Source organism: Salinimicrobium maris, from assembly GCF_049680855.1.
Classification (GTDB): Bacteria; Bacteroidota; Bacteroidia; order Flavobacteriales; family Flavobacteriaceae; genus Salinimicrobium.
In genome coordinates this window covers 1,038,628-1,060,676 of record NZ_JBMPGS010000001.1, presented here as the reverse complement: position 1 = coordinate 1,060,676, position 22,049 = coordinate 1,038,628, and the positions used below count along the sequence as shown (strand labels likewise).

The following is a 22,049-nucleotide window of genomic DNA, read 5'->3' as shown; positions in this document are numbered from 1 at the left end:
TGTCACCCACAGTTTTATTAATGATCAAACAGAATGTACAAATATTTTATGCATGTTACTTTCCATTCGTCCTTCTCCTTAACAAGAACGAACAAGGTTTCTGCACTATCCTTATTGGTCCGGTAAACAACTGCTTTATTATTGTAGACTAGAGGAAGTGTAATAGCAGTATAAATATTTTCAGGATCTTTTTTTATTTGAATTTTATCCGAGATCCATTTTGGATCAATTCTTCTGAATTCTTCAAAATCACTTATTTGATTAGTCATTTGCAAAATTTCTTCCTGATTTAAGAGCTCGAAATAGGAGTATTCTTTTCTTGTTTTAAAATCTCTACAAGTTCCGATCAGGGTTTCCATCAATTCTTTATCACTGATTAAGGAGCCTAAGCCCAGAAAAGGGAAAAAATTTCTGTCTAACGTTATTCGACCACGTTTTTCGTTGTTGAAATCTTTATAAAGGGCATTTATAACTTCATAGCGTTCTTTTTGAAGAGAATCATTCTGGGCAAAAGTCTGACAATTAATCGAACAGAATAAAAGCAGGATAATTTTTTTCATTGGTGGTTTAAATGTTGCAAGGTCCCGTTTATAAAACAGAGCTGGCGAGCTTGATTGTCCGCATAACAATCTGGCGTTGCAAATAGGCAGGGAGTTCTTATTTGAGACTGATTCATGCAGTGCTGCCAACAGACTTAATTCCAGATTTCATTTCTCACAATATCTTCAATCTTGGTGTAAACAGCAGACAAGCCGAAGGTTCCAATTGAACCGTAATCATTAATAGTTTTCTGGGTGTTGTCCGAAAAGGTAATTCTAAGAAAACCGGTTTTCGCGTGGAACCAGGGAACATTATATTTATCATTTAATTCTTTAACTCGTATATAACCAAGTAATTTTTCCATTTCCTTAAATTTTGTCTGATTTATTTTAAGGGTCCTCGCTCCGTGTACTTCTGCGTAATATTTCCCGTTGTAATAAGCAGTTCCATCTGATTTCATCTTGAATGAAAAAACAGGACATCCGTCAGAACAGCCTGTACTGTATTCAATCGCCTTAATTTTATATTTGGCGGGATTCTCTTGTTTCTCCACAATTTCGTCAAATTTAAATGTAAGAGTATCATTCACAACAAATTCCTCATATTCCATGAGACCTATCTCCTTTTGTTTTAAAATATAAGATTTTAAATAAACATTTTCTCCTATTTGTGTAGGTTTAAATAATTCACATTTCTCAAAGCTATTTTTTGATAAGCTAATATTTTTAAAACCCTTTAATCCTTTGTCAATAATTAAAAATGTGTAAGGATCCCCATTTTTACTGGAGATAATAAAAAGCAGATCCGTTTTCCCATCGTTATTAATATCAGTTTTCTCCCAATTTTTTATTCCCCACTGTTCAAAAATTCCGTTACAATTTAATTTATAAGCTAAATCCTCTGTTGATAGCATTCTATATTTAGAGTGTTTGTATTTGGTAAACAATGGTTCGACTTCTTTGACAAATTTCTCTACTTCTTCTGTAGTTTGCAATCGGTCAATTTTATTAGCGTGAGTGGAATTAGCTAACAGAGATATCAATATTAAAAGATAAATTTTCATATTATATTGTTGGCAAGGGTTATTGTTATCGAAAGTTGCAGGAGTAAGGACACGGACTAGTTGTAATAGTCTTTTCCTTTCCTGGTTTCAAAATACACATTTTCGGCAATACCCGTTGTTGCTTACTGTTTTATTGTAGAAAACTATTTGTATTTACTAATTCAAATTCAGGAGAACTTTCAAATAATATGTTGAGTACATTTATATGACCTGAACCATAAATAACAAGAATTCTGTCTGTTGGACTTACCTCGATCCTTTGAATATTTCTAAAGATTTTTAAGTTCCTGTTAAACCAACGACCAGTTTCAAAATTAACACCAAAAAAATCTCTTTCGTTACTCTCGTATTTAAACGGGCCAATCAAATAATTACCTAAGCTTTTTCTAATATTTTCCTCATCATTTAATTTAATAAGCTCTGCCAGAATACCTTCTTTTTGAAAGATATTTTCTGGAACATATTTTAAATCGGCATCAGTATTTTTTTCATAATAATCGCTGAACTTCTCTTGTTCTAAAGAATCTTTACCAAAAAGCACTTTATCAACTTGTTGATTGAATTCTCCCCATTCATCAACGCAATATAACTTTTGGATTCCAATTTTCTTTGCTAATCTAAATCCAATTTGCTGGGATTCATCTCTTTTTAATTGATACTCTCCCTTTAAATAAGAGTTGAATAATGAATCAATGAACGTTTGTTTTGAAGATTTTCGTTCAATAACAATGATAGTAGGTTTAAATTTTTCTAGTTTTTCTACGATCACTTTGATTTCCTCTTGATACTTAGGTTCAAGTACATCAATTTGATTTGATTTTTCTGTTTGTACAAAATCATTATTTGGAAAATTAAAATGAAATGAACCTAATGTTAGGACTTCTGTTTTATTAGTCTGAGCGTTAAATTGTAAAGTAAATAATAGGGTGAAAAGTAATGGTTGAATTCTCATTATTGTTTTCCAATAATGACAAAACATCTTGTGAAATGTTACACTTCAAATAAATTTTAGGCAAGGCTTTGGCGATGAGTAGATGCGGGGTTTAGCATTTAACTTTGTAAGTACTCACCTGACTGAAAACCGGGAAAATTGTAAGCATTAGGCGAGAACAGGCAATTACTGACAACCATTAGTAGCAACGGCTCTTATTTTTCTGACTCCACATATTTTTTAAAATTTTCTAAAATTGCTTGCCATCCTGCTCGTTGTTGTTCGTTTGAATTAGTTCCTTCCGCCTCAAAAGTTTCACTTATGGTGACTTCATTTTCATTTTCTGAAAATTTAATTTTCACAAGTCTCCCATCAGACATTTTGTAAGTGATCAATTCCTTTTCGATTATTTTTTCATATTCTCCGGTAAAATCAAATCCCATACTTTCATCTTTAGCTTCCATTCTCCAGGAAAATTTACCTTTTGGTTTTAAATCATTTTCAGCTTTTGGACAGCACCAGTCATCTGTGGCGAAATTCCAATTCTTGATGTGTTCAGGTTTGGTCCAGAATTCCCAAACTTTATTAATGTCTGCTTTTACAGTAGTTTGAACAGCTATTATAGAGGGTTTTGATTCCATCTGAAATGTTTGATTTTTATAGTTGATTTTAAACTATTCCTCAATTAGGATTACGTATGATGTTATTGATTTTACTTTCGTTCCTTTTGCTCCACTAAATGAATAAAAGTCCGAAAACGCATATTTTTCACCATTCTGCATTGTCATGATCCCGTTCAAAGCACCTTCTTTTCCGTGAGTTAAAATTCGGTCGAGTCTTAATTCCGATGCTTTTATTGCTTTCATCTTTTCCAGTTCTTCGGTAAACCTTTCTTTTCCTTCAATTTTTCTGTCTCCCATTATATTCCAAACAATGTCATCTGTCACACTTGCAGTAATAAATTCCACGTTTCCTTTTGCAAAGGCAATGTTAAATTCCTTTAGAAATTCCATTTTAGGTGAATTTCCACAATTAGGACTTGAACTTATTTTTGTCATTTTAAGAATTGTTCATTTTACCACAATATTTTTTCAGCTTGTTGCCAAGGGTTAGCGGCTAAGGAGACACCAATTTATCAATTAAAACTGCTTTTTAATGATAGTCAAAAATGTCATTTTCGACAAGTATTCTGCAATTTAGATCAATTGTTGTACCTGTTGCACAAGATACTATAAAACGCTAAATCTCTGACATGCAGTACAATAAAATTTTTTATAAAAAACTTTTTATTTCCTTCCGTTTCAGTAACCGAATCCAAATAGAAAATTTTTACCGACGCTTAAAAGAAGCCCTGAACCTGGAATTCCTTTATCCCCTTACCCAGAAGTTCTACGGGGAGAGCAGACAAAAAGCATTGATCCTTTCATCCAATAACATTGTACAGGAAGCCCATAGTTCAATTTTAGGGAACCTGGATTTTGCTCACAACCGACCTAATCTATAAAAGAAAAACCGCTTAAAGCGGCTTATTTGTATCAGGAAATTTCAGAATTAACGGCTTGCGCAACGGTTACCATTGTTGCCGGCAGTTATGCTAAAGCAAATGCTGAGTTAGAAAACTCGTGTTGTTCTCTTTGTCTTTGTAATAATTAATTTCAAATAAAATTTTATTGCTTTTTGGAACTATATTTCTCTCTCCGTTATAATAGCTTTGCCATTCTAAGCTTTTTAAGATTTTCATTAATTTCTTATTTAAAACATCTTCATAACCTGTTATAGTTTTTACATTCCTCACTTTTAAACCTGAAGAGAATTCAATTTCAAAAATTGCAAAATCTTTCTCTAATTCTATTCCCTTAAACTTTTCTAATTCTTGATTTAGAGAACTGTAATTAGAAACATGAACTTTATTGGTTAACCTTATTTTTTTCTTTTTCAAAACAGAGAGCATCTTTTTCTCTCTGGTTATTCTCTCCTCGTTAATAAAGTAATGGTTATTTGTATATGTTAATCCTGAGCACATTCCAATAACTACCTTACCATCTTTGTTTTTATAGCCATACGCTATTAGTTCTGTTTCTTTAGGAATCTTAATCGCACAAGAACTACCCATTTTTTTATCGCTTCTACCGGCTACATATATTGATTTTAAAGAATCACCCTTATATATGTTTAATATTTCAATGTCTGATTTATATATTTCATCCGCACCTTCATTTTCATAGAGTTTTGTAATTTTTATTTCTGCTACAAAATCAGATCGCATAAATTTTTGAGTGAAATTTGACATCACACAATCACAAGCCATTGATGTTGTAACTGTAAAGAATATTATTATTTGGATTATTTTCTTCATAACTGGTGGCAACGGTCCCGGCTATCGCAAGTTGGGGAGTAGGGACGCGGATTAGTCGGCTTAGTTATTTTGTTTCTTGGTTTCGAAAATTACAGTTTTTCTTCAAGTACCCGTAATTTGAGATAAACCGCTGTTAGCTGCAGTTATTTATTTTTTCTGATAAACAGTGCCCAATCCTTATAAAAAGAGTCTACAGGTAAATTTTCAGCGTATAAGTTATAATTTGATTTTTTTAAAAAAAACTCAAAATCTTTATTAAAATGATTAGATTTTTTATCTGCAATATGTTTTATATAATCGGGTTTCCATAAAATTGGATTCGTCCCTAACTGATATTTTTCTTTTTTCAATAATTTAGTATAAACTAAAAAAGCTATTGATTTAATTGTGTTCATTGAATATCCACCATTACCTAAATATTCACAAATATCTAAAAGAGACCATCTGTCTTTTTCTCTCCATTCTTTTGATGGTTTAATAAGTTCTTTGCATTTAGGGCAAATCCAAGTTTGACAATTCATTTTTTTACCACATGTATGGGTTTTTTTTCCTTTTCGATTAATAAAATATGAGGCAAGTGCTCCTAGAGTACCTAGTCCTCCGAGAAGTACCAAATCCATTGTTGTGCTTAGTGCAATTGCAGCTATTATTCCTGCTGTCGAAATACCAGCGGTTGCTCCTCCCGACATCTTACTTAAAAGACTCTTTATGCTTGGTTTGCCACAAATACTGTCTAAATTATTGACAGCCATTAAATTTAATCCACCATAAATAAAGTAAATTGGAATTTCTGATATATTAGCACCATTTGTAAATACATTGGTATTTAATCCAAGAAAAGATGTCAATGCTATAACAATAACCGTTGAAGTTAAATTTTGTCCAATTTTCTCATCTTTTGGAACTGATATCTCATCAGATTTTTTTCGTGACTCTTCATGTATGATTTTTAATATATCATTTGTTGTCATCAAATAAAAATTTGAAATTATGTATCTTCTTCTAACAATAATCCACTGAGAATAATAAAAATGAATTTATTGTTTAACCTTCTACAACTAGACTACTAAAAGTTTAGAAATATTAATAATATAAATATATAATCATCTGTTTAATAGTGTTTTATAAAAATAATAAAAAAATTAAATACTACGAAACTTTGTAAAATAATTGCAGCTAACGGTTACGGTTATGGACAAGTAGCGGGAGTATGGACGTGAATTTGTCAGCTTAACCTTTTGTTTCTTGGTTTTCTAAATTACATTTTTTTGGCAAAACCCGCTATTTGCTATAACCGATGTTGCGAGCTGTTATTCTTTTATATCCTCTTCTTTAATTTCTGGAACTTTAAATATCATAGGTACATTGGACTTCAAGGCTTTACCAGCAACAATAGCTTGTCTAAATTTTAATTTAGGAAGAGATTTAGTAATTTCTTGTCCAAAGTAGTTTGATAAAAAGTCACTACTTGTTTTGTCAAATTCTTGAAATGAAATTATAGTATTGCATTGAGTTAGAATTGTCTTAGACACGTTTGCGGTTCTTTGTGCAATTACTAAAAGGCCAACATTATATTTTCTTCCTTGTAGGGCAATTTGAGCAATACTATTTAATAACGGCTGAGAAACTTTATCCGAAACACCTGAAAAGTTCCATTCTGGAATAACTGTATGGGCTTCCTCTAAAACTATACAAACTCTTTTTCCAAAACTTTTTTCAGTTTTAGCAATATGAAATAATAGCCTGAAAAATGTTTTGGTATAAGTTAAAACACCAGATGTGTTTGCCACGTGAGGTAATTCAAAAATTGATATTTGTTTATCTCCCTTTAAAAAATTTTCAATTTGTTTATTAATTTCCTTGGCGACTACTTGTTTTCTTTGTCTTGAATTATCGTTGTCTTTATTGTAGTTATCCGCTATTTGTTGCTCAATGTAATCTATATCTTTAAATAGTTTACTACTTACCGTGTCGTCAATAGTTTTAACGGGGTCTAAATCGGTAAATTTTCCAATATATTCTCCAGTAAAATCAACACATATTACTTTTGTATTTTCATCTTTTAAATATTGCCGAATAAGGTTTCTAGAAAAAACTGACTTTCCTGTTCCGGTTACACCTACTACAGCCATATGATGTGACATAGCTGTGTCTTTATTTAAAACTACTGGATAATTTGTATCAGGAATCTCACCAATTTTATATTCGTATTCTTCAATTTTAGGTTCTAAAATTTTTGAAGCTATATAAATTGGAGTATTAATTTCAGGTACCCAACCAAATTGTTCAAACTGAAATTTTTCTTCATTCCAGGTCCCAAGTTGCAAGGCTTCACCTAAAATTAGGCCCGTTTGATTTTTATTTTCTAATTGCTCAATTTTAGTTATTCCCTCTACGATTTGATAGAGTACCTTTTGCCCTTGAATTGAAACTTCTAATAGTTGTCCTTCACTAATTTTGATTTTGGAATTATAGATAAATCGAATTTTAAAAATAGTACTGTTTTCAGTTACGATTCCTACAAATCTTTTCAGATAATCGTTTTCAGGAATATTATCTAACCTATAAACCACATCTGATTTGTGATTTTGAAAAATATCTGAATCAAAAATTTTCTCAATTTCATTGTTTGATAATACTTTAACCCATTGTTGTTGATTCAATAAGTAAGTATCTAATAATAATCCTTTTCTTATTTTTTTATCTGTTGAATATTTAAATTCTACAAAATCAAATATTCTAGTATTGATTACTCTATCTGATGCATCATAAAGTTTGACCAAGAATGTATTTTTAGATTGCACTCCAAATATCTGACCTAGAGCCAATTTGTTACTTTTATCCTTACTTATGATAAATAAATCTTCGATTGATCTTGCTAAGGATGGGATATTAAGGATTATAAAAATTGCCCAGAATAGAAGTAGACCATTGAATTCATTGTTCCCAGTCCCAAATTGTTTAAAAACTCCCCAAATAAAAAAGCTTGAAAAAAGTGTTTCCGGCTTTCCTATCTCTCTGTTGAACCTTGCAACTAATCGAATTAGCTTATTTTCTTGACCTAAACTCTTTTGTCTCAACCATAATAAAGCATAACTAGTGAATATTAAGTATACGATTACGCCTAAAAAAATCCAGAAAATAAAATCTCTATTCTCTTTTTGAACAATTAGAAGCGATATTCCGGCAGTTATCGCATTTATAAAAATATTGGAATCTTTAGAAAAATGGGGTTGATCGATTAAAGAAAGTAAAATAAGGAGTAAGAGGCCAGATGTAAACCAAAAATCATCCAGTAAAAAATTGTAATTTCCTGTTAGAAATCTTCCTAGGATTACTAGAATTATAAGTGAAATTCCTAAAAATGATAGTCTATAGTTTTTACTCATATTTTCCTGAATAATTGCGGGCAACATGCCTATAGCTGCACCTATTACAGCTATTTTAATTTTTTCTAATATAAACGTACTGGTACATTTATATCTCTCACACCGGAATAAACCGGTTCCAATAAAGTTGTAGGGATGGTTAAAAATAGGATAATTTCCTACAAAATAGCATTTTGAAGTCAAAAGTTTTTCTAAGGGTTTCCAAACCCGCAACTTCAGGGATAAAAACTTTGAAAAAGACTATATTGAGCCATCTTTAAAAATTCATAGTATTTATGTTTAGAAATCAGCTGCTGGCATTGCTTCTTGTAATGTCCTCTTCCGCAGTCTTTGCGCAGGAAGAAGAAAAGAAAGACGATAAAAAAGATGACAAATGGGATGTTTCAGATCCTTATTCCGATGACTGGAACATCAAGGAAGTTGCATTAAACACCAGTGAAGGTACCTGGATGAACCTGGACGTAAGCCCCGATGGTTCCCAGATCGTGTTTGACCTGCTGGGCGATATTTATATCATGCCAATCCAGGGCGGGACAGCCACAGCACTCCGCAGCGGGATGGCCTATGAAGTGCAGCCAAGGTTCAGCCCCAACGGCGAAAGGATCTCCTTTACCAGCGATGCCGGCGGCGGCGATAACATCTGGATCATGGATACCAATGGTGAAAATGCCAAACAACTCACCAAGGAGAATTTTCGCCTGCTCAACAACGGCGTGTGGACGCCCGACGGGAATTCGATCGTGGCGCGAAAACACTTTACCTCGGGCCGCTCCCTGGGCGCCGGCGAAATGTGGCTGTACCATATTGGCGCAGGAGATGCGGGAATTCAGCTCACCGAGCGCAAGAACGACCAGCAGGACGTGAATGAGCCCAGTATCTCACCCGATGGGCGTTACCTCTATTACAGCGAAGACATGTACCCCGGCGGCGCTTTTCAGTATAACAAAGACCCTAACAAACAGATCTACGTGATCAACCGCTACGATTTCCAGACCGGAGAAATTGACCGTGTGACCGGCGGACCGGGTGGTGCCGCCAGGCCGCAGGTCTCACCAGACGGTAAGAAACTTGCTTTTGTAAAGCGGGTGCGCACGAATTCGGTTTTGTTCATCCACGACCTGGAAACCGGCGAAGAATGGCCGGTGTACGACCAGTTAAGCAAAGATCAGCAGGAAGCCTGGGCGATCTTTGGGGTGTATCCCGGCTTTAGCTGGATGCCAAATGGTGAGGAACTTGTTTTCTGGAGTGAAGGAAAGATCAAAAAAGTAAATGTTGGAACTACCGAAGCTTCAGAAATTCCGTTTGAGGTGAACAATACCATCAAGATCGCGGAAACACACCAGGTAGATCACCCCGTATTTTCGGAAGAATTCAATCCGAAGGTAATTCGGCACGCGATCACTTCTCCCGATGGAAACACGCTTGTTTTCAATGCCGTGGGTTACCTGTGGAAGAAAGAACTTCCGAATGGAACTCCTGAACGTATCACCAAGGCTTCAGAATTTGAATTTGAACCTTCTTTTTCCCCCGACGGAAAGAGCATTGTTTATGTGACCTGGAGCGATGACGAAATGGGCGCCGTAAGAACGGTGCGTCTTAACGGAAGAAACGGGAAAAAATTAACTTCCGAAAAGGGCATTTTCAGGAACCCTTCCTATTCGCAGGACGGGAAAAAAGTGGTTTTTAACAAAGAAGACGGAAACTCTGATCTGGGAAGCACTTTCAGCAAGAATCCGGGGATCTACATGGTGGATGCTTCCGGAGAAAACCTAAGAAAGATCTACGATGAAGGCGAATTTGCCATGTTTAATAAAGACGATTCCAGGATCCTTTTTCAAACCGGTGGCTATCTCTTTGGGAGCCTTACCAAGAAACTGAAAAGTATTGACCTCAACGGGCAGGACGAGCGCACGCATTTAGAATCTAAGTACGGCGGAAGGCTGGTGCCAAGCCCCGATAATAAATGGGTGGCATTCTCCAACCTGCACAAGGCTTACGTAGCGCCACTTTCTATGCTGGGACAGCCGGTGGAACTCGGCCCCGACTCGAAAACCGTTCCTGTGACGCAGCTGGCCAAAGATGCCGGAATCAACCTGCACTGGAGCAACAACAGTAAAAATGTACACTGGACGTTGGGCGATGAGTATTTCACCAATAAAATCACCGACAGATTTACCTTTTTGGAGGGTTCAGTAGATTCGATCCCGCCAATGACCGAAGAAGGAACCAGGATTGGACTAAAAGTAGCAACCGATGTTCCTGGCGGAAAAATCGCCTTCACCAACGCCCGTATCATCACGATGAACGAGCAGGAGGAAGTGATCGAAAACGGAACCATTGTTATTGAAAACAACATGATCGTGCAGCTAGGGAGTTCTCCCGAAGTGACGGTTCCTAAAGACGCCAAAGTCTATGACGCGGCAGGAAAGACCATCATGCCGGGCATGGTAGACGCGCACGCGCATATTGGTGCTTTCAGGTATGGATTGACGCCACAGCAGCACTGGCCGTTTTTCGCGAACCTGGCTTTTGGGGTGACCACCGCACACGATCCATCTGCCTTAAGTGAAACCGTCTTTGGGATGGCCGAACTTATTAAAAGTGGCGAAATGGTTGGACCGCGCCTCTACTCCACCGGGATCATTTTATATGGTGCCGAGGGAGATTTTAAAGCAGAGATCAACAGCCTCGAAGATGCAAGGTCTGCCTTGAGAAGAACCAAGGCCTTTGGGGCAACTTCGGTTAAAAGTTACAATCAGCCGCGCCGCGAGCAGCGACAGCAGGTGCTTCAGGCAGCTAAAGAGCTTGACATCAACGTAGTCCCTGAAGGCGGAAGTACTTTTTTCCACAACATGAACATGATCGTGGACGGCCACACCGGGATCGAGCACAACATCCCGATTGCGCCGGTGTACAAAGATGTGAAGACGCTGTGGGGCAACAGCGATGTGGGATATACGCCCACGCTTATCGTGAATTACGGCGGAATCAACGGGGAATATTATTTCTATGACAAAACCAACGTGTGGGAAAATGAAAAACTGCTGAATTTCACGCCACGGCATATCATTGATGCACGTTCCAGGCACCGCACCACGCTTCCTGATGAGGAATACGAGAACGGTCCCATCCTGGTTTCTGAAACAGCAAAAGAACTTTCAGACCTTGGGGTGAAGGTGAATATGGGCGCCCACGGCCAGTTACAGGGACTTGGCGCTCACTGGGAACTGTGGCTGATCCAGATGGGCGGCATGAGCAATTTGGAAGCCTTGAAAACGGCGACTATTAACTCGGCGGAATACATTGGAATGGACAAAGAAATTGGTTCTCTGGAAGAAGGAAAACTGGCTGATCTTTTGGTGCTGGAGGAAAATCCGCTGGAAGACATTCGCAACACCAACAGCATAATTTACACCATGGTAAACGGAAGATTGTACGATGCTGAAACCATGAACGAGATTGGAAACCACCCTGAGCAGCGCGGCAATTTCTATTGGGAAAACAACCGCTACAATGCCATTTTTGACTGGCATGAGGAAAGTCTGCTGCATGGCTGCATGGCGCATTGATTTACTGCAGTGAACAGGTTCTTTTGTATAGTGTATAATGTAAGATTTGCACATTGCGGATTGCGAGAAGCCGAATTTGCTCATTTGATAATTTTAAAAGCCGGGACTAAATGAGTTCCGGCTTTTTCTTTTTTCAGTTTTTTTTAAATACTTAAAGTTTCAAAAAGGCCATTTTGAAGAGGGCTTTTTGCACCGTCACCCTGAACTTGTTTCAGGGTCTACACGATTCAGAACTAAAAGCAACCCTATATTCACAACTAATAGATGCTGAAATAAATTCAGCATGACGTATGATGAACAACTCTTTCGCATCGTCACCCTGAACTTGTTTCAGGGTCTACACGATTCAGAACTAAAAGCAACATTATATTCACAACTAATAGATGCTGAAATAAATTCAGCATGACGTGCTGACAAAATTTATATTTTTACATCGTCAATAATTCCCTCATGCTCCAGACTTTCGTCCATTACTTTTTACACTTCATTTTCATAGGAGCGATCGCATACTGGTACGACAAAAAAAACTGGAAGCGTAACTGGCTTATCCTGCTCGCCACGATGCTGGTAGATCTTGACCATCTGCTGGCAACTCCTGTTTTCGCAGCCAACCGCTGCAGCATCGGCTTCCATTTACTGCATTTGGAATATGTGATCCCGTTATACTTCCTGGGAGCGATCTTTCTGAAAAACTATCTGCTTCGGCTTATCGCCATTGGGCTGGTGTTTCACATGATCACCGACTTTATCGACTGCCTCTGGATGTATTTTAAATGTAATTGCGATTTTTTTGAGATCTTCCGCGGGTTAGAATAACTTCAAAAATATAATGTCCCGAAAATGCCATTTTTGGATCCTCATTCTGAAAAGTTTCCGAAGCAAGCAGTGCAATTTCCCATTTCCCAAAGCCACAAAAATTTTGAAAGGCTTTTATTTGACCCCTGAATTACTTTATCTTTACGGCTCGAAATAATTCACAATCCCAGATCGCAAGTTCTAAATTCAGGAAATATGCACGTAGCCATTGCAGGAAACATAGGTGCGGGTAAAACCACGCTCACAAAATCATTAGCAAAACATTTTAGTTGGGAACCACAGTTTGAGGATGTATTGGAAAACCCGTACCTCGAGGACTTTTACAACAAAATGGAACGCTGGTCTTTTAACCTGCAGATCTATTTCCTTAACAGCCGCTTTCGGCAGATCATGGATATTCGCGAAAGCGGGAAATCTGTCATTCAGGATAGAACGATCTATGAGGATGCGCATATTTTTGCCCCCAACCTTCATGCAATGGGGCTTATGACCAACAGAGATTTTGAGAACTACAGCTCTCTTTTTGAATTGATGGAAAAAGTGGTTGCCGGGCCAGATCTCCTCATCTACCTGCGCAGCAGCATTCCAAACCTTGTGGCTCAAATTCACAAACGTGGCCGCGATTATGAGAACTCCATTTCCATTGATTATTTGAGCCGACTTAACGAAAGATATGAAGCCTGGGTGCACAAATACGACAAAGGCAATCTTTTGATCATTGACGTTGACAATATCAATTTCGTTGACAATCCCGAAGATCTTGGGAATATTATTACTCGTGTGGACGGCGAACTTAATGGCCTTTTCCAATAGATTTTTGATTTAGACGGGAGACGGGAGATTAGAAAATCTTTTCTAAAAACCTCCCAAAACACCTTTTTTGAGAACTGTTAATTAATAATTGTTAATTGCAGATAAGTGTGTTATATTAGTAAGGATCAACCAGTTGCATCCTGACAAAACACGTTTATGGAATCTCAAAAGTTAAAAAGGCCAAAGCACAAAGGTTCTCCCAGGCTTTTTAATAATCCGCTTCTGGAAAGCCTGACTCATACTCATATTTCTGCACCACTTATCATCTTTGGTGTAATTGCTGCCGCCCTGCTTTACTTCGGAATTTTTGAAAAAGGATTTCAAGTGCCATTTATGGTGCTCCTGTTTTTTGGCGGACTCCTGTTTTTCACCCTCGTAGAATACCTCATGCACCGGTACCTCTACCACCTCCCCGCCACCACTCCCCGAAAGGAAAAAATTGCCTATACCATGCATGGCGTACACCACGATTATCCGAAAGATAAATCGAGACTTGCCATGCCTCCCATCTTAAGTCTGACCATTGCCACTATCTTATTTATTCTCTACAGGGCAATTTTAGGAGATCTCGTCTTCGGATTTCTCGCCGGATTCCTGATTGGTTACGCTGCGTACCTCGCAATACATTATTCGGTTCATGCTTTTCGAGTGCCCCATAATTTCCTGAAAATACTATGGCACCATCACAGCATTCATCACTACAGGGAACCAGACAGGGCTTTTGGCGTCTCTTCACCTTTATGGGATATCATCTTCAGGACTATGCCGCGGAAAGCGCCTGTAGAACGACAGAAAGGATTTATTGATGAAAAGGTGTAGAAACAACAGGAACCCTGCTTCCACCAATCGCCTAAGAAGGCGGCTTAGCATGACGTAATATCAGAAATAAACTTTTTCTGTTTTAATATAATTTATTTAAAGAGCTTTTGTATTTTAGAAGGAATGATTCTTTATCCATAAGCACTTTAATTTTGAACATTTCCATTGAAGAATTAGCAAAGACTTTAAAAAAACTCACCCCTGAAGAGCAACAAAAATTAAAATCTCTTTTAGGTGAAGAATGGTTTTCTACAAATTCTATTTCCCGTACTATTCAGGAACTCTTAGACAAGAGTATAAAGGAACATGAGAATAGTGAATCGCAGAATTATGAGAATATTCTTAAAGATTCCAAAGAAAAGTATGGACTGTGAAAATATTCTGGTCTCGTTTAGCTGAAAAGACTTATTATGATAATCTTGAATATTTAGATGAAAATTGGCCTCTTTCCGTAGTTCATGATTTTATCCTTGAAGTCGAAAAAACAATGATTAAACTTAAGCAGAATCCTCAAATGTTCACCTGGTGGGATCGTAGTAGAAGAATCAAAGTTGGAAACATAAACAAACATATCTCTTTTTTCTACAGCTTTACCAATGAAGAGATTCAACTTCATTTCTTCTGGAACAATCATCAGGATCCGGAAAAGATCAGAAAGTATCTAAGAGAATAAAATGAAGGTTTTTATACGGTGAAGCAACAGTTTTAATTCAGTCTATAAATCCTTGCTCCCGCGCATGTTCCTCGGCTTCTTTAGATTTCTCCACAGAAACTACCGGAACCGTGGTGAATTCATCGACAATAGAATGTACCCGCTCCATTTTCTTACGATGTTTTACGCTGCGAAGATAAATCGCCAGGATCCTGTCGGGGAATTGGGCGGCGATATCTGTGTAAATTCTTGGATCATGTTCGCCGCTGTCTCCAATCAAGATAAAGTTGAGATTGGGATAGGTCTTCAGGATATTTAAAATCTCCTTCTGCTTATGCGGCTTTTCAGGCTTTAAAGACCTATCAAAGGGCGTCCTGAAATCCCGAAGCAAAACAGGTCCCTTCGGAAAATCATTGATCTCAAGAAAAGTTTTGAGGTACATATAAAGATTCCACGGACTGTTACTCAGGTAGAACACGGGATTCTGTTCACTACCAGTTTTGCCATCGTGAAGCTGCCGGTAAAATTGCGGTGCTCCTTCCAAAGAGATACGATTATGAGCATTTTTGAACAGCGAATTATGAACAACCCGCCACTTCAGGAAGGAGGTCACCCCTGTTTTAAGGATCGTGTCATCAATATCGCTGATAACTCCGAATTTTGCCGTTGCCGGCGGTATAAGCAATTCTGTATTAAAACGATTGTTTGAAGCAATGGTGCTGTTCCTTACCTCGTTCACGAAAGAGAGTTGCAGCGGCACCCAGCCCTCATCATCGGCATATGCCTGCAGGTTTGCTGAAGTTCTTTTATCAAATAGAAAATAGCCTTCTTTATTGGTTGTTGCCGTCGAAATGGCCTTATTAGGCAGTTTCAGTGCCACCTCGGCACCACGAACCTCATCGGTATCAAATTGTTTATAAGTATTGATGAGGGTTCTTCTAAAAGATTGATCTTCCTCCATTACAAGATCATCATCGTCCAGTGCTCTTCCCAGTTGATAAAGATGATCTCTTGTACCGTAGCTGCGGTATGCGGTAATTCTTATATCCTGTTTTGCGGTGATAGCTTTGATGATCTTTCTAAAGAAGTTCGCCATAGAAGGGGCCTGAAAATGCCATTTTTGAAGGTTCTTTTCCAAGATACATTTAAAATGAAAAATCCCGGCAAACGAGCCGGGATTTTAAAATTATTTTAGCACTTCAAAATGCCATTTTTGGAACCTTATTTTTTCTGAACCTGTGTTGCTTCGGAAGATGTTCCTGTTATTTCTTTATTCTCTTTAGCAGCAAACCCTTTTGTCACTACAGCTTCTGAAATCCGCTTTTCAGTCAGCATTTCTTCAGAAACAGCAAGAGTTGTTTCTTCCGTTTCTATTTCCGCCTGGATAGTGACTTCATCAACTTCCGGAGTTTCGGCAATGGCCATCTCCTGCCCTAAAATTGGCGCAATTACAAGTCCTATCAAACAGGTAAGCTTGATTAAAATGTTCATAGAAGGCCCGGAAGTATCCTTGAACGGGTCTCCCACCGTATCTCCCGTTACGGCAGCTTTATGGGCGTCAGATCCTTTATAGGTCATCTCTCCGTTGATCATCACCCCGGCTTCAAAAGATTTCTTGGCATTGTCCCAGGCACCACCGGCGTTATTTTGAAAGATCGCCCAAAGCACACCGCTCACGGTCACTCCGGCCATATAACCGCCCAGCATTTCGGCAATTAATCTGTTCTCGTATCCAAACAACATGGGCACCAGTACGATCACAATTGGGAAGCCAATGGTAAGCAGCCCCGGAAGTACCATTTCCCGAAGTGCAGCTTTTGTAGAGATCTCAACACATTTATCATATTGAGGTTTTGCGGTGCCCTCCATAATTCCGGGGATTTCCCTGAACTGTCGGCGCACCTCAAAAACCATTTCCATCGCAGCTTTTCCAACAGAATTCATTGCGAGCGCCGAAAAAACAACCGGGATCATTCCTCCTATAAACAACATGGCGAGTACAGGAGCTTTAAAAATGTTGATCCCATCAATACCCGTAAAAGTAACATAAGCTGCGAAAAGTGCCAGAGAAGTCAAGGCCGCAGAAGCGATCGCAAAACCTTTTCCGGTGGCTGCAGTAGTGTTTCCTACAGAATCCAAAATATCTGTCCGTTCCCGCACTTCAGAAGGTAATTCGCTCATTTCGGCAATTCCCCCGGCGTTATCGGCAATCGGGCCAAAGGCATCAATGGCCAGTTGCATTGCAGTAGTCGCCATCATGGCTGAAGCTGCGAGTGCTACTCCGTAAAATCCTGCGAAGGCATAAGAAGCCCAGATCGCAATTGCGAAAAGTAAGACCGAACCAAATGTAGAGATCATTCCTGTGGCAAGCCCGGCGATAATATTCGTTCCTGCTCCCGTACTGGATTTCTGAACGATGGAAAGTACCGGTTTTTTACCAAGCCCGGTGTAATATTCGGTTACGGCAGAAATTACTCCGCCCACTACAAGCCCCACGAGGGTTGCATAGAACACTCTCCACGAAGAAATTTGCTGTAAACCTTCCCCGAAGAATTCCATTTGCATGGTTTCGGGAAGCATCCATCTTACCAAAAACAGGGAACTAACAGCCACCAATATTATAGAGATCCAGTTTCCTTTATTAAGCGCAGCTTGCACTTCAGGCTCTTTGGCGTCATTATTCTTTATACTTACGAGTAAAGTCCCGATAATAGAAATGATGATTCCTACACCTGCGATTGCCATTGGGAGCAGCACAGGGCCTATTCCTCCGAAACCTTCGCCAATGATGTTTCCGCCCATATCCTTAATCACATAATTTCCTAAAACCATGGCCGCAAGAACCGTAGCGACATAACTTCCGAAGAGATCGGCACCCATTCCTGCAACATCCCCTACGTTATCACCTACGTTATCTGCAATCGTTGCAGGATTACGCGGATCATCCTCCGGAATTCCCGCTTCTACTTTTCCAACGAGATCGGCCCCCACATCGGCCGCCTTAGTATAAATCCCGCCGCCAACACGGGCAAAAAGTGCGATAGATTCGGCTCCCAGCGAGAAACCGGCCAGGGTTTCCAGTACTACGGTCATAGAGTGAATATCTGTCCACTCCCCGCCCATAAAATAGTGGAAAAAGATGATGAAAAAGCCTGTGAGACCAAGAACTGCTAAACCGGCAACGCCCAGCCCCATAACGGTACCACCCCCAAAAGAGACCTTTAGAGCTTTCGGCAGACTTGTTCTCGCGGCCTGGGTGGTGCGAACATTTGTTTGCGTTGCGATCTTCATTCCAATATTTCCTGCGAAAGCTGAAAAAACAGCTCCAAAAATAAAGGCAACAACAATAAGGATATGCGTAGTTGGAACTATAAAGGATATTGCCGCCAATGCGATACTGGCGCCAATCACAAAAAATGTAAGCAGTTTATATTCGGCATTGAGAAAAGCTAGGGCTCCTTCGTAGATGTGAGAAGATATGTCTCTCATTTTTCCGTCGCCGGTATCCTGCTTTAAAACCCAGGAGCGTTTCGCCCACATAAAAATAAGTCCCAGTACAGAAAGAACTGCCGGGACCCATATCATTATTGATTCCATAATTTTTTGTTAAAAAGTTAGTATTGCTAAAGTTAGGAAAATCCTGAAATAAAAAACATTAAAATAAATGTTTCTCAGCAACTTACTACTTAACAACACAATTTTTTAAACAAAAAATTCATATAAAAGGTAAAATCCTCACTATTGAAAAATGGGATTTTTGTTAAACATTTTAAAAAATGTAAATCCGCCTCTGCAAATCATCGTGTTTGCAATAACGGAAAGCTCCTAAACCCCGTCTATCGCATTTGCACCTGCTTGTGCTACGGCGTGATCGTTATCAACAGTGCTACCACTCACTCCCACGGCACCCAGAATTTCCCCTGTACCATTTTTAATCGGAATTCCGCCGGGAAAAGTAATAAGTCCGTTATTGGAATGTTCTATATTGAATAATGGCTGCCCGGGTTGGGAAAGTTTTCCAATTTCCCCTGTATTCATATCAAAATAACGTGCTGTTTTGGCTTTTTTGACAGCTATGTCCACAGAACCCAGCCAGGCACCGTCCATACGTTGAAATGCTACTAAATTGGCGCCTCCGTCGACCACTGCAATGTTCATTTTGGTATCTAAAGCCTGCGCCTTCTCTTTTGCCGCTTTAATAATTTTTTCTGCCTGTAATAGAGTAATATTCATAGATCTTTTTTTTAGGAATTAAACACGGTACGAGTCGTCCGTTCCAGCCCAAGGTACAGTTTATGTTCTATATAATCAGATGATTATGACATTTTTAGCACTCGATTATATATCTGTATGTTGCTTTCCTAAAAATATTCTAAAACAAAAAAGCAGCAACTTTAAAAGTTACTGCTTTCGTAAAAAATCATCTTCACTTCAGAGATTATTTTATCCCAAAATTGCCTTTTTTGCCACCATCATCTTTGTAACGCTTAATGCATTCATCAATGATCTTATTTGCTTCCGCAAGGTTCCCCCAGCCTTCAACATCTACTTTCTTTTGCTCTAAATCCTTATATACTTTAAAGAAATGTTCGATCTCCTTTACAAGATGCCCATTAATATCTGCAAGGTCATTATACTTGTTCCAGATAGGATCGGAAACCGGCACACAAATTACCTTCTCATCCGGCCCTTTTTCATCGGCCATGTGGAAAACCCCGATTGGTTTCACTTCCATCACACAACCTGGAAACGTAGGTTCTGTCACTAAAACAAGTACATCAAGCGGGTCACCATCCAGCGCAAGAGTCTCCGGAATAAAGCCGTAATCTGCAGGATACATCATAGATGAAAAGATCATCCTGTCGTATCTTACTTTTTTCAGGTCAAAATCATATTCATATTTATTTCGGCTTCCTTTCGGAATTTCAATTAAAACATCAAAAGTCTTACTCATTTTTATGTATTTAAAATATTTTATTCAGAATTAAGGGCGGCAAATATACACATTCTTAAAAATTAAAATGACCTACGGGTGGTGAAAATCAAATACTCAGCACGGTTTAAGACATTTTTCACACTATTCAACAAAAAACCCTTCAGATCTCCTGAAGGGTTTTTCTAATTTATTTATTCAACCTCCTACTGAAGTCGGTAACGATCTTGCATTCTTCAATCCCGGAAAGCACCGGAACAGAATCTTACTTGTACATTACCTTTTTGACTGCTTTTACCACATCTTCATGATTTGGTAACCATTCCTTTAATAAAACAGGAGAGTATGGCGCAGGCGTATCGGCTGTGTTTATTTTGATGATTGGTGCATCAAGGAAGTCAAAGGCTTTTTCCTGAACCTGGTAAGTAATTTCGGTTGCGATGTTTCCGAAAGGCCATGCCTCTTCAAGAATCACCAAACGATTGGTCTTTTTAACCGATTCCAGAATAGTTTCATGATCCATAGGACGAATGGTTCGTAAATCTATGATCTCACAGGAGATGTTTTCTTTCTCAAGCTCGTCGGCCGCTTTGTAAGCTTCCTTAATGATCTTTCCAAAAGATACAATGGTTACATCGCTACCTTCCCTTTTAATATCTGCTTTTCCAATTGGCAACACATATTCTTCCTCGGGCACTTCTCCTTTATCACCATACATTTGCTCACTCTCCATAAAAATTACCGGATCGTCATCACGAATGGCAGCTTTTAAAAGTCCTTTCGCATCATAAGGATTTGAAGGAACTATCACTTTAAGTCCGGGAGTATTTGCATACCAGCTTTCAAAAGCCTGAGAATGCGTCGCACCCAATTGACCTGCAGAAGCTGTTGGCCCACGAAAAACAATAGGTATATTAAACTGGCCACCGCTCATTTGGCGCATCTTGGCCGCATTGTTTATAATCTGGTCAATTCCTACAAGAGAAAAATTGAACGTCATGAATTCAATGATAGGACGGTTGCCATTCATGGCGCTTCCCACCCCAATACCTGAAAAACCTAATTCAGAAATAGGCGTGTCAATTACGCGGTCAGGGCCAAATTCATCCAGCATTCCCTTAGAAGCCTTGTAAGCACCATTATATTCAGCTACCTCTTCTCCCATTAAATAAATGGTGTCATCCCTGCGCATTTCTTCGCTCATCGCCTGGGCTATTGCTTCCCTAAATTGGATAGTCTTCATTATGAGTATATGATTTTTGTAAAAATTAAAGACAAAAATAGTAATTCATATAAGGATAAACGACTACTTCGGAATAAAAAATTTCTTATGCATGCATAGTAAATTTCGTCTGATTTTATGTATCTTCGTAATCAATTATTTCAATTTTTATCACAAAAAATCAATTATATGAAAATATTAGTGTGCATTAGCCACGTACCGGACACTACTTCAAAAATTAATTTTTCTGAAGGAGACACAAAATTTGATACGAACGGCGTACAGTTTGTCATAAATCCAAATGACGAATTCGGTCTTACCCGCGCAATGTGGTTCAAAGAAAAACAGGGAGCAACTGTAGACGTAGTGAACGTAGGAGGAGCCGAAACAGAACCAACTTTGAGAAAAGCACTTGCTATTGGAGCCGACACTGCAATAAGAGTTGACACCTCGGCCACAGACGGTATTTACGTTGCCAAACAAATTGCAAAAGTGGTGAAAGACGGCGAATATGATCTAGTTATTGCAGGACGTGAATCTATTGATTACAACGGCGGGATGGTTCCCGGGATGGTAGCGGCCCTTACTGGTGCCAATTTCATCAATACCTGTATTAGCCTGGAGGTTGAAGGAAATGAAGCTACAGCCATTCGCGAAATCGATGGAGGAAAAGAAACTTTAAAAGCAAGCCTTCCATTAGTAGTTGGAGGTCAAAAAGGAATTGTGGAAGAAAGTGATCTTAAGATCCCGAACATGAGAGGGATCATGCAGGCAAGAAAAAAGCCGCTAAACGTTGTACAACCGGTAGAAACCAATCCTGAAACTGAAGCCGTAAGATTTGAGAAGCCGGCTCCAAAAGGAAATATTACAATGATAGACCCTGAAGAACTGGATAAACTGGTAGACCTGCTTCACAATGAGGCAAAAGTGATCTAATGTTCAAGGT

General features: G+C 38.6%; 20 protein-coding genes. 7 read left to right on the top strand and 13 right to left on the bottom strand.

Features of this window, described 5'->3' with window-relative positions:
• Positions 1-17: 17 nt before the first annotated feature.
• The 8 genes from ACOV1Q_RS05020 to ACOV1Q_RS04985 all read right to left on the bottom strand — a co-directional run bounded on the left by ACOV1Q_RS05020 (position 18) and on the right by ACOV1Q_RS04985 (position 8,462).
• Positions 18-560 (bottom strand): hypothetical protein, encoded by a 543-nt coding sequence (locus tag ACOV1Q_RS05020; protein WP_424493267.1) that lies wholly within the window; start codon positions 558-560, stop codon positions 18-20.
• A gap of 134 nt (positions 561-694) precedes the next feature.
• A complete protein-coding gene (locus tag ACOV1Q_RS05015) occupies positions 695-1,534 on the bottom strand; it encodes a DUF6438 domain-containing protein (RefSeq protein ID WP_424493266.1) in 840 nt (279 codons plus the stop codon).
• A 199-nt stretch (positions 1,535-1,733) separates the two neighbouring features.
• Positions 1,734-2,555 (bottom strand): DUF5694 domain-containing protein, encoded by an 822-nt coding sequence (locus ACOV1Q_RS05010; RefSeq protein WP_424493265.1) that lies wholly within the window; start codon positions 2,553-2,555, stop codon positions 1,734-1,736.
• A 194-nt stretch (positions 2,556-2,749) separates the two neighbouring features.
• Positions 2,750-3,175, bottom strand: a complete 426-nt coding sequence (locus ACOV1Q_RS05005; RefSeq protein ID WP_424493264.1) for an SRPBCC family protein — start codon at positions 3,173-3,175, stop codon at positions 2,750-2,752.
• A 33-nt stretch (positions 3,176-3,208) separates the two neighbouring features.
• Complete coding sequence (locus ACOV1Q_RS05000; RefSeq protein ID WP_424493263.1) at positions 3,209-3,547, bottom strand: nuclear transport factor 2 family protein; 339 nt, start codon at positions 3,545-3,547, stop codon at positions 3,209-3,211.
• Positions 3,548-4,128: 581 nt separating this feature from the next.
• Positions 4,129-4,890: a hypothetical protein gene (locus ACOV1Q_RS04995; protein WP_424493262.1), complete on the bottom strand. Its 762-nt coding sequence runs from the start codon at positions 4,888-4,890 to the stop codon at positions 4,129-4,131.
• Positions 4,891-5,033: 143 nt separating this feature from the next.
• Positions 5,034-5,861, bottom strand: a complete 828-nt coding sequence (locus ACOV1Q_RS04990; protein ID WP_424493261.1) for a hypothetical protein — start codon at positions 5,859-5,861, stop codon at positions 5,034-5,036.
• A gap of 339 nt (positions 5,862-6,200) precedes the next feature.
• Entirely contained in the window at positions 6,201-8,462 is a 2,262-nt protein-coding gene (locus tag ACOV1Q_RS04985) for an ATP-binding protein (protein WP_424493260.1), read from the bottom strand.
• 92 nt (positions 8,463-8,554) lie between these two features.
• Between ACOV1Q_RS04985 and ACOV1Q_RS04980 the strand changes: the two genes are divergently transcribed.
• The 6 genes from ACOV1Q_RS04980 to ACOV1Q_RS04955 all read left to right on the top strand — a co-directional run bounded on the left by ACOV1Q_RS04980 (position 8,555) and on the right by ACOV1Q_RS04955 (position 14,969).
• A complete protein-coding gene (locus tag ACOV1Q_RS04980) occupies positions 8,555-11,848 on the top strand; it encodes an amidohydrolase family protein (protein WP_424493259.1) in 3,294 nt (1,097 codons plus the stop codon).
• Between the two features lie 450 nt (positions 11,849-12,298).
• The gene (locus ACOV1Q_RS04975; protein WP_424493258.1) at positions 12,299-12,664 is read left to right on the top strand and encodes a DUF6122 family protein; all 366 of its coding nucleotides are present in this window, start codon (positions 12,299-12,301) and stop codon (positions 12,662-12,664) included.
• A 195-nt stretch (positions 12,665-12,859) separates the two neighbouring features.
• Positions 12,860-13,477 carry a deoxynucleoside kinase gene (locus tag ACOV1Q_RS04970; RefSeq protein ID WP_424493257.1) on the top strand — a complete coding sequence of 206 codons (618 nt, stop codon included), beginning with the start codon at positions 12,860-12,862 and terminating at the stop codon, positions 13,475-13,477.
• A gap of 156 nt (positions 13,478-13,633) precedes the next feature.
• The gene (locus ACOV1Q_RS04965) at positions 13,634-14,296 is read left to right on the top strand and encodes a sterol desaturase family protein (RefSeq protein WP_424493256.1); all 663 of its coding nucleotides are present in this window, start codon (positions 13,634-13,636) and stop codon (positions 14,294-14,296) included.
• A gap of 152 nt (positions 14,297-14,448) precedes the next feature.
• A complete protein-coding gene (locus ACOV1Q_RS04960; protein ID WP_424493255.1) occupies positions 14,449-14,670 on the top strand; it encodes a hypothetical protein in 222 nt (73 codons plus the stop codon).
• The gene (locus tag ACOV1Q_RS04955; protein WP_424493254.1) at positions 14,667-14,969 is read left to right on the top strand and encodes a type II toxin-antitoxin system RelE/ParE family toxin; all 303 of its coding nucleotides are present in this window, start codon (positions 14,667-14,669) and stop codon (positions 14,967-14,969) included. The genes ACOV1Q_RS04960 and ACOV1Q_RS04955 overlap by 4 nt, the downstream gene beginning before the upstream one ends.
• A gap of 37 nt (positions 14,970-15,006) precedes the next feature.
• On the opposite strand, the gene ACOV1Q_RS04950 is transcribed toward ACOV1Q_RS04955, so the two are convergent.
• The 5 genes from ACOV1Q_RS04950 to ACOV1Q_RS04930 form a co-directional block, all read right to left on the bottom strand.
• Positions 15,007-16,086, bottom strand: coding sequence for an App1 family protein phosphatidate phosphatase (locus tag ACOV1Q_RS04950; protein ID WP_424493253.1), 1,080 nt, complete (start codon positions 16,084-16,086; stop codon positions 15,007-15,009).
• Between the two features lie 83 nt (positions 16,087-16,169).
• A complete protein-coding gene (locus tag ACOV1Q_RS04945) occupies positions 16,170-18,545 on the bottom strand; it encodes a sodium-translocating pyrophosphatase (RefSeq protein WP_424493252.1) in 2,376 nt (791 codons plus the stop codon).
• A gap of 228 nt (positions 18,546-18,773) precedes the next feature.
• The gene (locus ACOV1Q_RS04940) at positions 18,774-19,181 is read right to left on the bottom strand and encodes a GlcG/HbpS family heme-binding protein (protein WP_424493251.1); all 408 of its coding nucleotides are present in this window, start codon (positions 19,179-19,181) and stop codon (positions 18,774-18,776) included.
• A gap of 205 nt (positions 19,182-19,386) precedes the next feature.
• Positions 19,387-19,902, bottom strand: a complete 516-nt coding sequence (locus tag ACOV1Q_RS04935; protein ID WP_424493250.1) for an inorganic diphosphatase — start codon at positions 19,900-19,902, stop codon at positions 19,387-19,389.
• A gap of 244 nt (positions 19,903-20,146) precedes the next feature.
• A complete protein-coding gene (locus tag ACOV1Q_RS04930; protein WP_424493249.1) occupies positions 20,147-21,124 on the bottom strand; it encodes a pyruvate dehydrogenase complex E1 component subunit beta in 978 nt (325 codons plus the stop codon).
• Positions 21,125-21,292: 168 nt separating this feature from the next.
• Between ACOV1Q_RS04930 and ACOV1Q_RS04925 the strand changes: the two genes are divergently transcribed.
• Positions 21,293-22,039, top strand: a complete 747-nt coding sequence (locus tag ACOV1Q_RS04925) for an electron transfer flavoprotein subunit beta/FixA family protein (protein WP_424493248.1) — start codon at positions 21,293-21,295, stop codon at positions 22,037-22,039.
• Positions 22,040-22,049: the final 10 nt, after the last annotated feature.